This is a genomic window from Vibrio sp. 10N.222.52.B12 (genome assembly GCF_002875385.1).
Classification (GTDB): Bacteria; Pseudomonadota; Gammaproteobacteria; order Enterobacterales; family Vibrionaceae; genus Vibrio; species Vibrio jasicida.
In genome coordinates, this window is sequence record NZ_MDAW01000155.1 from 1 (window position 1) to 15,597 (window position 15,597).

The following is a 15,597-nucleotide window of genomic DNA, read 5'->3' on the forward strand; positions in this document are numbered from 1 at the left end:
TTTTCTGGATAAAGAGAAGCGGTCTTTGTATTCGACATATGTAGAGGCCAGCAAAGCGGCGATAGGATTGGGCATTCAATCGCAGCCGGAATATAAGCAGCGATACAAAGAAGATGAGTGTCTGCCCTCGAGTCCAAATCAGATTTATGCTTCTGACTGGATTGATTGGTTTAGTTTTCTGGATAAAGAGAAGCGGTCTTGGTATCCGACATATGCAGAGGCCAGCGAAGCGGCGATAGGATTGGGCATTCAATCGCAGCAGGAATATCAGCGGCGCTACAAAGAAGACGAACATCTTCCCTGTGAGCCAGGTACGTTTTATGGTGATGATTGGGTCAACTGGATTCACTTCTTATTGCCCAGAGATATTTCCAATCTGAAACAGTTCAAAACAGCATGTTCGATTCTAAGAATCAAAGACTCATCTCAATACAGAGTTACACAAAAGAACTATCCTCAATTACCCTCCAAACCTGAAAAAAGAATACCCGATTGGAGCAATTGGTATGACGCTCTCGATATACTAAGACCTTATGGATATGACGAACTGGTGGCTTTGGTTCGAAGCATAGGTGTTTTCAGTCTCGCTGAATACGCAAAACTTCGAGTTGAATCTAAAGATCCAAGAATGCCAGTAAAACCAGAAAAGTATTATCAGGGGAAGGGGTGGACTAACACTTATGACTTCTGGGGAGTTAAACGACCGTATCAAGTGAAATATTTTACTGATGAATGGTCTTTGTGGGCGGAGACGATAAAAGAGTTTCTCAAGTTTGCACGTGGGGGAGATACCAAAGCGAAAGACTTATGTGAATTTGTTCGTGAATACATTGAGCCAAATGGTTTTGAAACATCCCCGTTGGAGTTTCTCACACGTGGCTCGACAAACATTCAGCCAATGCTGAACCTGTTTGAACAAGTTCCAGTGACACGAAGAAAAAAATGGGCGTTCTCAATCAATGAGTTCTTAGATTGGATTATCTCTAGTTTTCTTATTTTGGAAGATACAGAGACGGGAGAAATTACTCACATCAAGGACGCTAAAAACCCTTTTAGTCACATCAACTTTAATGGAGAGACTGCTCCTCAAGTTGTCAATGAAACAGACAAGATGGCTCTGCCCTATCAATATGTAAAAGCAGGGCGAGAGTGGATATTTCCATTGGACTCTGTAGAGAAAAATTTAAGCTATCGGGATTTAGCTCATTTGCAGCGTTTTTCATCAGATTGGGTGCAAATCAAAGACAGCTCTATCCTTGATAAGAGTGACCCTGACTGCGTTTTCAAAGTTGAAAATGGAAAAACCTACCTTTGGTTTCCAACATACTGGACCTATACATACTCACTAATGCAACTCCCCGCACGAGGTATGCAAATTGTTTATTGCGATTCTGGAGAAGCCGATCAGGAACTAGCCGACTTTAAGAACGGTAAAGTTGTGTGGAAGAAAAATAAGACAAAGTTGGCAGATTTAACCAACCGGCAGGGTATGGTGAGTAAGTCCGGCCAAGGAGAGTTCGGTGTCCATTATACATCGAACAAGACTAAGTTTGATGGTTCGGGCTACACGATTCCCTTCATGCCCATAGAGCTTGCGTATTGGTTGGTAAAGCTTAGAAAGTGGCAACAAAAATATAATCCACTTAAGGAGCCAACGAAATGGCTTGACTGTGAGCGCACCAATCTAAACGAAGTACAGCGTAAGCAAAAAGGGTCTAATTGCTTTTTATTCCGAGACTATCTAGAAAAAGAGCCTGGCACATTTGGTGGTAGACTAACGACACGGCTTGCAGCGGCGCTGTATTTTTCTGGCAAGAATGATATTAAAACGGCTACCTACAAAGGATTGAAATACAATCAATCGATTAAAGAGTTGGAAAAGAGTCAAACGATACCGCTTTCACACTTCAAATCTCCCTACACTCCACACTCAATGCGCGTCAGTCTGATTAACGCGTATGCCTTTGAATTTGGCATTCCTTTGGAAGTCATTATGAAATTGGTCGGTCACTCCAGCATTCTGATGACAATCTATTATACCAAGAGCGGTAAGACAGGAGCCAACTTGCGAGAGAAAATGGAGGTGGGAGAAAAGGAGGCGATGAGCAAAGCAACTCAGACGCTCAAATCCTTTGTGGAGCAGCAACGAATTGAAGAGGTGAAATCACAGTTGGTAGGCTCGTCTGTGGATCTACTGAATTCACTAGACAATGCTCGGCCGGCCTCCAGTTATCTTTGGAAAGATTTCGGTATCTGCCCTGTTGGAGGTGCTTTTTGTTCAGAAGGGGGCTGTCCTGTAGCCACAAAAGCTAACATATATCACCCTGTACCAGCCGGTTATTTGGGTGAGCAGAACTGCTTTCAGTGTCGATTCTTCATAACCGGCCCTGCATTTTTGGTTGGACTTGCAGCCATGTTCAATGAGATTAGCCTAGCCGTAAACACTCAGTCTATACGTTACGCTTCCCTTGGGCAGAAGCTGGATAATATTGCAGAGAAGATAGATGTCATTGATCACCAACTTTACAAAATAAAAGTGGATAGCTCAGAGAAGTTGGCTTTAGAGTCTGATAGACGTGGGTTAGTTGGGGAGCGTATGCACTTGAACTCGGAAATTGAAACACGAGCGAAGAAGCTAGATTTGTACCTCTCAGACATGAACGCGATTCACCGACACATCCATAATTGTCAAACTCTTATGCGTAAGCCTAAAGAAAACACGGAGAATCGGTATCAACTTATTGTGCCGCATGAATTTACATTAGGTGTAGAGCTAGACGAAGTGAGTAATTTCCATCAACTATCAGAAGTATGTTCGAACGCTGAGCTGTACCACAGTTGTAACGACGATTTAGCGGTCACTAGACGCTCTCAAATGATCGACAAAATGATGGTTGAAAACGGCATCCAGCCTCATTTCTTCTTACTGTCCGAAGAAGAACAACTCCTAGTAGGGAACCAGCTAACAGAGCTAATGTTGACAAGGTTGAAAGGCTGGGAGAACGTTGACCGTCTCATGGATGGGAGTTTGACTCTAAAGGACTTATCGATAGATAACCAGTTCGACGAAAAGACGATTCGTGAGCTGTTTGAGCAGTCGAAGCCACTAAAAAGGATTGGTTAGCATGTCAGAGATTACTCCTGAGCAATTACTGAGTCAGCTAAAAAAGAAAGCATCATCTCGGGTACAGAACTCATTAGATGCCGTGTTTACCATATGCAAGGAGCAACAAGAGCGCGGATTGAACGACTTCAGTTATTCAACGATAGCTCGACTTGGAAAAGGGCGAGGTGTTCCAGCTGCACAAAGTATCCGGAACAAGACGGGGGAATCGTACCGAACCTTAATTGCTAGCTTCAACTCTTCAACAAAAGACCAACCTAAGCCGGTACGAAACACCTCAAAAGGTAAGATGCACGCTTGGATAGATGAACTAGAAGATCCAGTAGTTAAGCTTCAAGCCAATATTCTCTACGCACAGAAAAAGGAAGCAGAACGTCTACTCAATGAAGTAGTGCCTATTAGTCAGGTTATTGAAGTGTTCGATAACGTCGATGTTTCTGTGGCGTCGATTAAGCTCACTGAGTTGGAGCGAAGCGCCTTAGAGTACCTTATTTCTAGTGAGTTTTTACGCAGACACCAATTGGAGCTTGGAAAAAATGGCAGTATAGTTTCGAATGATACTCAAAAGTCTTTTTTCCCTGTAGCAACTTTGGATGCAATCAAAAAGGCTTTACAGAACTTATAAATAACTTGGATTGTAGAAGTGAAAACAAAACTAATCACCAGAGAAGGTTATAACAAACTCAAAGCGGAACACGAGCATCTGTGGAATGAGAAGCGTCCAGAGATTACCAAAATCGTTACATGGGCAGCTAGTTTGGGTGATCGCTCGGAAAACGCTGACTACACCTTCAACAAACGCTTACTTCGTCAAATAGACCGTCGTGTGCGCTTCCTTCGTAAGTTTCTGCCTGAAGTGACCATTGTTGACTACTCTCCTCAACAAGAAGGAAAGGTCTTCTTCGGAGCTTGGGTTGAGATTGAGAATGAAGGCGGTGATGTTAAGACATTCAGAATTGTTGGCCCTGAAGAAATCTATGGAGACGCAAAAGACTACATCTCTATTGATTCACCAATGGCGAGAGCATTGTTGAAGAAGGAAGTTGATGATGAAGTAACGGTTCGCACACCTGAAGGTGACAAAGAATGGTTCGTTAACTCTATTAGCTACAACAAACCCTAACTATCTTTGTAACCGTTCAACTTATTGATAAGCTCTTGTCTCTCTTCTTCGCTCAATTTTGCAATCAAGCAAGCCAACTTGGCAGAGCTTTCTTCCTCACAAAAGAAATAGTTCAAAGGAACGCCTAGCTCGTTAGCAATGAGCTTTAGAGTCTGTATGTCTGGAGCGTGTTTTGCTTTCTCATACTGATTCATTCTGGCACTTGCCGAACCCTCATCCATACCTATTCGCACCCCCAAGGCTTTCTGGGAGAGTTTGGCTTTTTTGCGTGCTTCTTTAAGTCGCGCTGGGATTGGGCTAGTAAATGACATTTTCGGTTCATTTGTGAAAACCTATAGTAACTAAGATTTTCTTAGTTTTATCCATTTCTGTATACTAAGCAATCCTTAGTTTTGTGTGTGGGCGGGAAATGAAACGTTCTATAAGAATCAGTGCAGTAATGCATAAGTTGTTGGTTGAAGATGAAATGGACGGGTTTTCTGTCGTTGAGGTGAGAGATGCTTCATTGAAACTGGAAGAAGGTACACAGAACTCTGATGAGGCTCGGAAGAAGGTTTATCGCCAAATATGGCAATATCAACAAAGGGGTTGGCTGCGAAGTGAAGGTAAAGGAAGAAACAAAAAGTACTTTCAAACCGAGCAATTTAGAGAACTTAAAACAGTGCCTCGAAAAAAAGCCAAACGTGAAGTTTTAAGAAAAGAATGTTCTCCAGACTACTCGATTTTGCTTCGTGAGAGTAATGAATATAAAGGCGAATTAGAGATCGTACTTGGTGAAATCGATGAATATCAATCACTAAGATGCCGTTTCCCTGAGCTAGAGGATCGATTAACCCCATTGTTACAGCAAGCAAGAGAACGTTCAGCGCACTTGCTTGGCAAAATAAATGGATTAACGAACCTCCTTAATACTCTCTCAGAGGGGAGCCAACCGTGCTAAGACAGTGGCAGACAGAGTGCGCTGCAAAAGCTATCCAGAAATTTAGAGCAAAGCACCAACACTTTTTCTGTCAAGCGACACCGGGAGCCGGAAAAACCGTACTTGCGGCAACAGTTGCATCAAGACTACTTCGCGATGATTTGATCGACCTTGTGTTATGTTTTTCTCCATCTTTAACGGTAGCTGATGGAATCAAAAGAACTTTTTCTCAGACTCTGAATTGCACTTTTAATGGTAGTCTAGGCTCGATTGGACAGTCGCTAACCTACCAATCCATTCAGTTTTTCAGCGAAGAGTTTTGGCAGACGCTACGTAACTACAGGGTGTTTGTAGTGTTTGATGAGATACATCATTGCTCTGGCTCGGAGTATGAAAAAGCGAACGTTTGGGGGCAACAGATCCTAACCAAGATTCAGGGACTGGCTACCTACACCTTAGCGCTTTCAGGTACACCTTGGCGTTCCGATGCACTACCGATAGTGATGGCGCAGTATAGCGATCCTGATGGGCAGATCTTAGTCGACTATCAATACACTCTCAAGCAAGCCGTTGCCGGCCATGTTTGTAGAGCGCCAAAAATTGTACTCGTCGACAATGAACACTTGTCGATAACCAGCGACGGAAAAGCAGAATCGTATTCGTCGATCCTAGAGATGCTGAAGCAAACTAAAGCTTCTTATCAGAGCGTAATACACAATCAAGAGGCAATGGAATACCTACTTGGACTGGGTTGTAACAAGCTTGCAGAAATACGTTCTCAATCGCCCAATGCGGGAGGGTTAGTTGTAGCCTCTTCTGTTCAGCATGCACAAACTATCAAAAACATACTCGTTGAAAAATATACACAAACGGTATCAATTGTTACTTATCGTCATGAAGATCCCTTAGCTGAAATAGAACGCTATCGTCAAAGTGATGCTCAATGGATTGTCAGCGTTGGAATGATCAGCGAAGGCACCGATATACCTCGACTTCAAGTTTGCTGCCATATGAGCGCTGTGAAAACTGAGCTGTACTTTAGACAAGTACTGGGGCGTATTCTTCGGGTAAATGGAATAGAAAACCAACAGGCGTGGCTATACACTTTTGCAGAGCAAAGCCTCATAGAGTTTTCAGAGCGTATTGCGCAAGACATCCCAGAAACTTGTCTCTACGTAAACATGGGACAACCAATTGAATCTGATCTCTTTAATCAATCAAATAGCTCAAATGTTATAACCCCTTCATTACTGAGTAGAAGCGGCGTGAGCACAGACGTCTCGTGGGGAGAACAAACCAGCCAAGTAAATCACGGTGGAAGAGGACTAGAAGCGCGTGATGAACTTAAACTTGGAGCTTTCAGGCAAAGAGTTATTTTGGCTTTTGTTTCAGAGTAAATGGCTATGTGATCATCGCTCGCAACTCATAGCGGGACAGAAGTGAGTTACTACCCTTGGAGGAATCTGACTACTCGGATTTCTTCCAATATTGCAGCAAAATGACCTTCCTTAATGTGGCTGGTGAACTTTCCTTGTCCACCGTAATTGGACTAACTTACGTTAGCTACTTCTTCTAGACTCTTGGCATCTGATATTTCTTTCTCAGTCAGTGCAATGAAGTGATAAGGATGGTCTTCCTGATCAATATTCACTGCAATAACTAGGCAGTATTTTACATGGTCAGGCTCTAATCCCATTGACGATGCATTGTCAATAAAATCATAGCGCTTTTCACGGTTTTCATTTTTAAATAACACGACAGCTAAAGCATACTCTGAACTCTCAGGCGGACTGTAGATCAGGCTATTTTTGTGACCTTCGATTTTCCAGTTTCTTTGGACAATTTTCGAAAGGTCTTCAATATGCTTCACTATCTTTCTTTGATCGTCTGGAGGAAAACGATTCAGAATACAGCCGATCTCACTCCATCGGGGTGTCGCTCTTTGTTCAAGTGTGTGAAATATATCTCTGAACCAACGTGACGTCTTTGGCTGAGGCTTATCTACATTAATCCCTTGTTCTTTAGACATATAGTAGAGATCTATTGGTTTTGACATGTCAGTAATAATCATCTCCACAGATGGATCATCAGCCATATTTCCCATGTTCAGCAAAGTTGAAAGATACAGTCCTAAGAAGTCTAATTCATCACCAACAAACTTGTAATTCTCTTCAAGTTCTGTCCTTCTCAATAGGTAATGCACTATCTGAACTGGATGTTCTAAGAGGTCGAACAAGGTTTCGAAATCCCCGATATTCATTGAAGGACAAGCTACGAACTCATCAGGAAGCCAGCCAGTGGCTTCGAATAAGCGTAAGTTTGACTGAAGGGTAGCAAAGTCTTCCAATGATACCGAAACTCTCAGAACCTTATTAATGTCGTGAATATTAATCGGCAAGTTCTCAACTAAATCATCAAGTAAATTTCCATCTCGAATTTCATTAAGTTTTTGCTCTAAACGATAAGACTGAACGCTAGGATCAATCAGTACTTCTTGAAGGTGCCTTCTTATTCGATCTGGGGCACCTCTCAACGCTGGTTTCGAGATTTTATGAGATTTGGCTTCTATGATAATCGCATGCGAATCAATAAAAGCGATAAGATCAGTTTCGTACTGCGCATCATCATGGCTCCACTTAATCCCAGAGACGACTTTAGAGGTAGGAAAGCGTGTCTTTACAATACTTTCAATTTTATTTTCTAAATATAGGGCTCGCCGCTTATGTAGCCCCTCTTTATCATATTTTTCAACTATCTCGTCTAACGTACCTAGAGCGAAACTAAAGAATAGCTGAGGTAGCATGCAGTAGTACTTGTTCCCAGAAACAATTATTGGTTTGTGCCAAACAGGGTTATCTAAAAAAAAGAAGAAGGTCTTTTTATTTTTTAAGTCACCAAGAGAATACGAGAACAAATCAGCAATGTCTTTTACTTTGCAAGGATCCAAGCCTGTTGCTTCAGAGACCTTATCGAAGTCAACCAGATAGTAGTCCGCCATTCTCAAATCGAAATGGGACAAACACATTGCAAATACTTTCTGCTTAGACATGTGTGATATATCTATCTGGCTTGCAAATTCTTCAGCTTCCTTTTGTCCTTGACCAATCAACTGGTGATACATTAACAGCAGATCAAATGGTTTCTTTGCCGTGGTAAGCTCAGACAAGATTTTAAAGCGTTGTGATAAATTATCTTCCATGACGTCCGTTAGGGCTTCGAAAGTTGCAATGATATCCGAAGCGGTAAAGCCCAACTTATTAGACAGCAAGCCATCGAAATTTGAGTATAACTCTTTACACACCGTTTTAACTTGAGAGTAGAAACCCCAGTTTCGAACTATCTGAGTGTGACCTCTTAGCTTTTCTTGAATGAGGCTTATTGCACTTTCGCTATCGGAAAGTTCAATCGAACTATCACTAATTCGACTAAATGCAAATGCCTGACTAACTTCGCGAAGCTTATCTATAACAGTTTGCACAACATCTGGAGTTATCGGGTATAAACCAACTTCATCCTCAGGTATTTTTAACAAAATTGCTTGAAGTAACTCTACATGCGCTTGTTGTACTCCTGAGGTAGAATCCCTTGATGATACTCCTGAATCACTTACACCAACAGTAAGGCCATAACACGCAATATTAGAGATCAATGTTATAGCGTCATACTTACGCAACGTGTCCTCAAAAAAATCGAGAGATTCAATAACGATCTCTTTACTTTTTTTTCCCATTTTAGATAGTGCTTCTTTGCGTTGTTCGTCGGATAATCCAGAAAATGGATTGTTGACCTGTGTCATAACTGGCATAGAAGCAGTGTCTGATTTTTGTGGGGTAGCATTTGTATTTTTGTTCGTTTTTTTAGCTTTTTTCCGTTTAGCATCTCTACGAAGCTTACTATTTTTACTCATGATTCTGTCCGAGTTATTTCTTCCTTTAATCCTGTGGATTAGTTTCTGAACCATAGGATACGCGGTTATAGCACTATCAATAATATCACTCTGTTGCATATTCGGGTGTGCTTTTGCGCAAAAACGAGTAGTACTGGAGCTAACAAGCTTTGGGCATTTTTGACTCAGGCTAATTTGTGCAACAGGCTGCTGCACAATTGGAGCGGTGACAGTTGCTGCTGATTTTGCAACAACTGAAGTTTTTCACCTCTCAGGCAACTATTGCACATTTTGCAACACTTCCCGAATCCAACTGCCGAGGAATACTCGGTAGTTGATTGATTAACAATGCCCATGTTAGTCCTACTGCCAAAACGATGTGACGAGTAAGCGTTTTACGAAATAACTTGTTTCGCAATTTTGCAAGAGCCTCTTGCATAATTGGGTACGAGAACTTGTCCAACAACCTGTTGAACAAATTATCCCTATGACTGCTTGCTGCTAGAAGTTCATTTCAGGACTCTTTTAGGGAAAATACCGTCAACTATCTTCATTTTGACATCTGGTAAACTTGCGATTTTCAACGCTCAATTTTAGACTATGCTCGAGAGCCTCGGGTATCCCTGCTTTTTCTTTGAGTTACTATTTACTATCTGGCCAGAAGTAATGGTATCGATTTGAACTTGGCATAACTGCAAAGCAGCCCACCGAGGACATCCGATAAGCTTAGGTGTTTTCCCTCCCTATTGTGGTGATAAAACGCCCAGCGCTGCACACAGAATGCGTTCCCTCTTCAAATTGAATGAAAAACATTCTGTCGCTGTTATACAAAGCCACAGGCCCTGCTTGTGGCTTTGTCGTATCTGAGAGAGCGAAAAATAGCAGTGCCGTTTGCCCAATAAAGCATTCCAATTCGAAATCAAAGAGTGGCTTAGTCCTGAGGTCAGAAGGGGTACTCAAGCGCCGTCATTGAGCGCCATCGTTACGTTTTGTTTGTTTATTCGACGCATGTGGGTGCGTAGCGTACCTCGATTCAAGCCTAGTATTCTGGAGGCTTTCGCTTGATTGCCTCGACAGTGTATGACGACTTCCTCAAGCACAACGTCTCGAACAAATGGCAAAAGAGCAGACACATCCGGTGTGGCGGTTCGACTATCACGAGTGTGTGAAAGAAGCGCATTGAGGTGCTCTAGAAAGAGTTTATTATCAATAGGTTTACAAGGCATGATGGTATTGCTGTGTTATGACGATGAATGCCCCCATTATACGACACAACTCTCAAAATACTTGGTCAAGCTTGAGACGCAATATGGCAAAATGACGTTATCTGAATGCTGAACGTTGAGAAGAGATGGGAAGACTCAATGATGCACAATTACAGCGTCGCATCGAACATATTTTAGAACGCCATCCTAACGCCTCGTCCTTAGTCGTGCGCCAGCGTCTAATGTCAAACCTAAAGCCATCACACATATATCCGCACTTAGTGCCCTTCTACGAGCAGTACCGCATTGATGACAGTGCCGATATTCAGCGCGAGCTGAAAAAAATGATGTCGATGCACTTAGGGCTGAGCATCATCGCGCAAACCTTGTCGATAGGTTGCTTTAACTACCGGCAAGTAGAAAAAGCCTTGTTAGAGTTGACGGCTGATTTTGACCATCTAGCACAAGCTCAGCGCTGTAAAGAGTTGCGCTTTGGTCATGGCGCTCCAACGGATGAGCATCACCAGTCTCAAATTGTGATGACGTTACAAAGGCTAGGTCACCGCTTACCCGACATTTGGCAAGTATTGCGGCAAGCGACCGAAAGTAACAAAATAGCCAAACCAAGATAACAAACGTTATCCCTCGAATTATCAGTAGCCTATCTCTATTTTGGGAGGCTCGCTATAACTTCAAAGTATGACGACAATACCTACTTGTTGGTGCTCTAGAAGCCTCTTAAACTAGCGATGCGGCTTTTCGAACTGTGGGTTAAAGTGAGAGCATTGAGTACAGCTATAGGGACGTACAAGGATGTGAAAAGCCGCCCACAGACTGCCTTTATCCTTGTTTGTTTTTCGGCAAAACCCATTAATTACCGCTCATTAATCTGATACCTCTTAGGAGCAGCATCGCTAATTAGGCTTTGAATAATCAATCGTGTATCGACACGTTGGAAACGAAGTGCAGCCATAGAATGCCTTCCCTTTATTTACTCCTCGTTTCGCCATTCGTTTTACAAGGACAGACTGACAGTTTGGGCACACTTTCGGTACCGGTTTCACGTCGCTCGTTGGCTTTGGTGGTTTATTTTCAAAGCTCCGTCCATCCTCAATCATATGAACCAGCTCTGAGCCGTTGACCAACCACAGGCGTTTATCTTGCGCGTAAGCAATGGCTTCCGATGTAAAGTCTCCTGATGTGACGATAATCATTTTGCTTGCGTTGTGCTCTATCATGACACCGTACATTTCTCGAAGTACCTGAATGCCAACTTTCTTGGCCTTCCAGTGTTTACATTGCACTAGGCTCAATTCACCATCTTTCGTCAACCAAATATCAATGCCACCGTCAGGCTTTTGTGAAAAAGACTGCTTCACGGTATAACCTTGATGCTTAAAGTACTCGCCGACATAGGACTCAAACTCTAGCCAGCTTAATTGGTGAAATGGCGTGGTTACTCGTCTCGAGCGAATATGTGAAGTGGTCGTCCGATACCTCTGCCTTCTCTGGAATTGTTTAAAAAAAGCAATCGGCGCGGGAATAAAAAACAGCAACGCAAAATACGGTGCGAACATGGAAAGATTTGGGGCGACAGCATTGAAAACAAAGTTGTTACTGCTGGCAGCAAGCTCTGGTAATACGTATGAAAGGGCGACATACACACCTATCGATAAAATCACACTTAACCACCACGGTGCATCCATCAAATGCCAGATGATGCCATCACTTTTCCTTGCCATTAACCTTTCCTTAAATATGCACCAAAGCGCATTTAATTGTCGATGGACAACTAAGATCTGAACTCTGACAATAAAGATTAGAACTTGAACATTAAAGTTTGAAACTTTTCTCGGACTGTATGTCACTGCTTACTTTGGGGTCTGGCACACTTCTGGACATAAACGATTTAGATTCAAAGCTCTAAATCGTTTAGAACAGATTAGAAAAAGTATCTTGAAACCTTAAACTCTTGTATGGTTGCTTCTAAGCAAAGGACGCTAATACTGTTTGATAGCGAGTATCTTTACCGAGATTAGGTAATTGCTGAATCGTTGCCTGAGAAATAAATCCAATGGCTTGTAAAGAAACTTGATTTGTAGTTTTGCCAGCAAAATAAGTAGCCAAGTTTTTAAAACCTTGATTGCAAGATAATAAGCACACTCTTGAAGATACTTCACTATCAGAGAGAAGGAAGACAAACTCCTTGATCTCATCGTCACCAAATTTAGTGAGCATGTTGTCATAGTACGACTCTGCCATAGTAGAAATGCCATGACCATTGCCGATTTTCGCCATTACGACAGTTTTTACGTATTGCTTCCTCACTGAATCAGGCACTAATCCTGTAGAGGAAACGTAAGAGTCTAAAATTCGTGCATGAGCAGGCTCATTATAGAAGTTGTTGTGACCTGTATGAGCCATGTAAAGGTTACTAATTTTTTCAGATAGCTCTACAGCTAAAGTATCTTTAGGAAGATAAGGCAAGCCATTAACTAAAGTTAAAAATTCATTTGCCGCGTCCTTACGCAATGTTTCCCCATTTGATGCATAAGTCGCATACTTCAAGCCACACTCAAAACGCACTGCATCTGGAGCTATTTGCCAAGATTTACTACAAATCAAACGAATGTTATTTTTGACCTGCATAGCAGCATTTTGGGCAGTATACATACCAAATAAAGTTCGCAGTAAGGATGTTCCTAGATCCTGAGGTAAATGCTCTAAGGCAGCTTTAATATGATCTGCATCGGTGGTAGTTAATACATTATTGCGGATATTGCCCAAAAAGCGTTTAATTTCAATTGCGACACCCTCTGGCTCCTTGCCAATAACCTCTTTAATACAAGTTTCCAGCCAAGAAATTAATTGAAAACCTGTCAGTTCATTCTGGTTAGGATGTGCAGCACTAGCCCAGTTACGCATATCACGAATATAATCTAGATGTTTATAACCGATATCAGATAAGATGCCTGTAAGATGGCAGCCTCTCACTAATTCCCACTCTTCGATTTTGACTAAGTCATGCTCGTCTTTTAGCTTTTTCCTACGATTTTCATCAGTAACCACACTGTCATAAAAATACTCAATATCAAAGCGTATAACTTTATTACGTAGATTAACGACTGTCTCATCCCAAATGAAATTTAAGGCAGCATCAAATAAGCCAGCCCCGCAAGCTGCGATAAATTTCGAGAGATAGATAGAAGTTGTACGCTGATTGTTATCAATTAGAGTGATCACTTCAGGCAGGTTGTTTATTACACGCGACCTTTCAGTCACTGGAACTAGTACCTGACTTGTCGGTAAACCTAGTTCTCCAAGATAAGTTGTCAACCCATTTGAAAATTGATCAACACCCGTTGTTACTTGATTCTGAGATGTAACCACTATTGGATTACTCATATTTATACTCCAAATTTCAAATGAAAATCTAACGCCCTGTTAAGGTGTGAGCGACGCAATACCGAAGCTCCCGCATACCACCTTAAACACAAAACGCAACGCATAGCAAAAATGCCAAGCGTTGCGAATCGCTCTTAAACAGATTGATAGCGCTATGACTCTAACCCGTCCATAGGGCAAATAATTTCATCTTTTATGTCTTCCAATTGCGCATTCTTAAGGAAAAAATAGAACGTTGAGTCAACTACCTTAAGCTGACGGCTATTAGAATCGTATGCAATTACAGGAGGGCTAATTCCTTTGTTGGCTTGTAACTCGGTCAAGCCTTTTAGTACTGCCGTCAACTGAGCACCTCTAAGCTCATCCTTTCTGTGATGAACTTGCTTAATACCATGTAGCAATGCTTCCTTTGTAATTCCGCCGTTTAGTCCACGATAACCAATCTCCAATATGTGCATTACAATATAGTACTGAAGGAAATAGGGTAATGGCTTATCTTTGGAGATTTGAACGCCGTTACCACATGCAATAGACTCCAAATTTCTAAGATGTCTACCAGAATACTCTTCTGTTTTACTGGTAATTGCTCGTTCAAATGCATCCAAATTTTCCAGAAACGTTGAAGAGCTTTGCTTGTTAACCACACCACTTTCAAAACATGTATTTTTCAAAAGTTCTTGGAACACTCCAACGCTAGAAAAAGCATTTTCGATGCACTGCTCTAAGATAACAGTCGCAAACTTGATATTTAATAGTTCTTCGCCTTTTCTTGCTATTTCCCGAAAGTCATCTTCAAGCCATGGTTCGACAGGGATTTCATATACCCGATCCTGCAATTCACCATTATATTGAGCTAGACGATTAGCCTCTTTCCAAACACCTAATATGATGAATCTGATTTTCAAGTCTTGAAATGTTCTCAAATCATATGCAAAAGTACGTTGTAGCTCTTCTGGTAAATAGTGGAAATTTTCGAGAATAACTACCTTCTTATGCCCTACACGATGAATTAGATCTGCTACGTCATCAGGCAACTCCAAATTAAACTCGATCTCATCGAACTGCTCGTCAGTTTTTGCAGTTCGATCTTTCTCTAATCCTACCTCCACTTTCCCTTTCATAACCATCGCTACTGCACCTTGAATTGATGCCTTAGACTTTACTTTGGTTGTATCTCCCGTACCTTCTGTATATGAAGTTTTAAGTACGACGCCAGACTTGCGAAGAATTGACTGATATATATCCTTTAAAGTTGTCTTCGGAGACAAACTAATGAGGATATTATCTTCATACGGTATATATTTCTTAACTAAGGCTGTTTTACCTTGTTTTGATGAACCATATACAATTATTTGCTTATCAGTTCGCAACGCATCTTTGAACTTATCATCAACGTGAACTCGTTCTACATAGCTAGCAACTTGCTTGCCACTAACCCCAAAAACATCTTCAACATTCATTTATTATTATTCCTAACCATACTAAAAATTTTCGTTGCGCTATAGCTCTTGTTAGTTCTCGCTGTGAGGGTCTAATCTGTGTAATTTGGCAGTTATACACTACAACACTTGCTAACAAACAATGTGCAAATAGTATCACAAAGATGAGAAAAATCAGGTTGAGGCTGTATAAGGGCATCACACTATTAGAATTAGTTATGAAGTTCATGAGGTCGTTAGACTCATTTTGGGGCGTGCGACGTGAGGTCGTATGAAGCGCTGTTCACCGCTCAAAGAGTGAACCATCTGTATCACCAGATGAACCTAGGACTCTGAATAAAGTAGCGAGTCTGACAATGTAACGAAGGTTGGTATTTGCCAATCGGGATCTAAATCGTGAGAGAACGATCCTCCTGATAACCATAAATCGGGTGAGTGCTAGGTAGTCAGCATGATGAACATAAGTGAATCCGCGTAAGGTGCGTTATATGATGAA

General features: G+C 41.7%; 12 protein-coding genes. 6 read left to right on the forward strand and 6 right to left on the reverse strand.

The features are described from left to right. The first annotated feature begins 25 nt into the window (after positions 1 to 25). Genes BCT11_RS24370 through greB form a run of 3 tightly spaced genes read left to right on the forward strand, consistent with a single transcriptional unit; the run spans position 26 to position 4,247 of the window. Positions 26 to 3,124, forward strand: a complete 3,099-nt coding sequence (locus tag BCT11_RS24370) for a VPA1269 family protein (protein ID WP_241909058.1) — start codon at positions 26 to 28, stop codon at positions 3,122 to 3,124. A gap of 1 nt (position 3,125) precedes the next feature. After that, entirely contained in the window at positions 3,126 to 3,749 is a 624-nt protein-coding gene (gene gmtX, locus BCT11_RS24375; RefSeq protein ID WP_102389500.1) for a gamma-mobile-trio protein GmtX, read from the forward strand. Positions 3,750 to 3,767: 18 nt separating this feature from the next. Continuing rightward, on the forward strand, positions 3,768 to 4,247 hold the full coding sequence (gene greB, locus BCT11_RS24380) for a transcription elongation factor GreB (protein ID WP_102389501.1): 480 nt from the start codon (positions 3,768 to 3,770) through the stop codon (positions 4,245 to 4,247). Here greB and BCT11_RS24385 read toward each other — a convergent pair. Then, positions 4,244 to 4,558, reverse strand: coding sequence for a helix-turn-helix transcriptional regulator (locus BCT11_RS24385; protein ID WP_102389502.1), 315 nt, complete (start codon positions 4,556 to 4,558; stop codon positions 4,244 to 4,246). The two genes, greB and BCT11_RS24385, sit on opposite strands and share 4 nt — an antisense overlap. Positions 4,559 to 4,656: 98 nt before the next feature. On the opposite strand from BCT11_RS24385, the gene BCT11_RS24390 reads away from it, so the two are divergent. Together BCT11_RS24390 and BCT11_RS24395 are read left to right on the forward strand one after the other, a co-directional pair. Then, positions 4,657 to 5,187, forward strand: coding sequence for a hypothetical protein (locus BCT11_RS24390; protein WP_102389503.1), 531 nt, complete (start codon positions 4,657 to 4,659; stop codon positions 5,185 to 5,187). Continuing rightward, positions 5,181 to 6,563 (forward strand): DEAD/DEAH box helicase family protein, encoded by a 1,383-nt coding sequence (locus tag BCT11_RS24395; protein ID WP_102389504.1) that lies wholly within the window; start codon positions 5,181 to 5,183, stop codon positions 6,561 to 6,563. The genes BCT11_RS24390 and BCT11_RS24395 overlap by 7 nt, the downstream gene beginning before the upstream one ends. A 152-nt stretch (positions 6,564 to 6,715) precedes the next feature. On the opposite strand, the gene BCT11_RS24400 is transcribed toward BCT11_RS24395, so the two are convergent. Both BCT11_RS24400 and BCT11_RS24405 read right to left on the reverse strand, forming a co-directional pair. Continuing rightward, the gene (locus BCT11_RS24400) at positions 6,716 to 9,073 is read right to left on the reverse strand and encodes a hypothetical protein (RefSeq protein ID WP_102389508.1); all 2,358 of its coding nucleotides are present in this window, start codon (positions 9,071 to 9,073) and stop codon (positions 6,716 to 6,718) included. Positions 9,074 to 10,008: 935 nt separating this feature from the next. Beyond that, positions 10,009 to 10,278 (reverse strand): helix-turn-helix domain-containing protein, encoded by a 270-nt coding sequence (locus BCT11_RS24405; protein ID WP_052268492.1) that lies wholly within the window; start codon positions 10,276 to 10,278, stop codon positions 10,009 to 10,011. Between the two features lie 125 nt (positions 10,279 to 10,403). On the opposite strand from BCT11_RS24405, the gene BCT11_RS24410 reads away from it, so the two are divergent. Then, positions 10,404 to 10,889 (forward strand): hypothetical protein, encoded by a 486-nt coding sequence (locus BCT11_RS24410; protein ID WP_020195410.1) that lies wholly within the window; start codon positions 10,404 to 10,406, stop codon positions 10,887 to 10,889. Between the two features lie 282 nt (positions 10,890 to 11,171). Here BCT11_RS24410 and BCT11_RS24415 read toward each other — a convergent pair whose 3' ends face one another. The 3 genes from BCT11_RS24415 to BCT11_RS24430 all read right to left on the reverse strand — a co-directional run bounded on the left by BCT11_RS24415 (position 11,172) and on the right by BCT11_RS24430 (position 15,122). Beyond that, positions 11,172 to 11,999 carry a restriction endonuclease gene (locus BCT11_RS24415; protein ID WP_102389505.1) on the reverse strand — a complete coding sequence of 276 codons (828 nt, stop codon included), beginning with the start codon at positions 11,997 to 11,999 and terminating at the stop codon, positions 11,172 to 11,174. Positions 12,000 to 12,243: 244 nt separating this feature from the next. Next, on the reverse strand, positions 12,244 to 13,662 hold the full coding sequence (locus BCT11_RS24420; protein WP_102389506.1) for a hypothetical protein: 1,419 nt from the start codon (positions 13,660 to 13,662) through the stop codon (positions 12,244 to 12,246). Positions 13,663 to 13,814: 152 nt separating this feature from the next. After that, entirely contained in the window at positions 13,815 to 15,122 is a 1,308-nt protein-coding gene (locus BCT11_RS24430; RefSeq protein WP_102389507.1) for a hypothetical protein, read from the reverse strand. Positions 15,123 to 15,597 lie beyond the last annotated feature (475 nt).

What these genes read in the sequence shown, in the direction of transcription:
- gmtX (WP_102389500.1), top strand. Translation starts at nt 3,126, where the DNA reads ATGTCAGAGATTACTCCTGAGCAATTACTGAGTCAGCTAAAAAAGAAA.
- BCT11_RS24385 (WP_102389502.1), bottom strand. Translation starts at nt 4,558, where the DNA reads ATGTCATTTACTAGCCCAATCCCAGCGCGACTTAAAGAAGCACGCAAA.
- BCT11_RS24390 (WP_102389503.1), top strand. Translation starts at nt 4,657, where the DNA reads ATGAAACGTTCTATAAGAATCAGTGCAGTAATGCATAAGTTGTTGGTT.
- BCT11_RS24400 (WP_102389508.1), bottom strand. Translation starts at nt 9,073, where the DNA reads ATGAGTAAAAATAGTAAGCTTCGTAGAGATGCTAAACGGAAAAAAGCT.
- BCT11_RS24405 (WP_052268492.1), bottom strand. Translation starts at nt 10,278, where the DNA reads ATGCCTTGTAAACCTATTGATAATAAACTCTTTCTAGAGCACCTCAAT.
- BCT11_RS24410 (WP_020195410.1), top strand. Translation starts at nt 10,404, where the DNA reads ATGGGAAGACTCAATGATGCACAATTACAGCGTCGCATCGAACATATT.
- BCT11_RS24415 (WP_102389505.1), bottom strand. Translation starts at nt 11,999, where the DNA reads ATGGCAAGGAAAAGTGATGGCATCATCTGGCATTTGATGGATGCACCG.
- BCT11_RS24420 (WP_102389506.1), bottom strand. Translation starts at nt 13,662, where the DNA reads ATGAGTAATCCAATAGTGGTTACATCTCAGAATCAAGTAACAACGGGT.
- BCT11_RS24430 (WP_102389507.1), bottom strand. Translation starts at nt 15,122, where the DNA reads ATGAATGTTGAAGATGTTTTTGGGGTTAGTGGCAAGCAAGTTGCTAGC.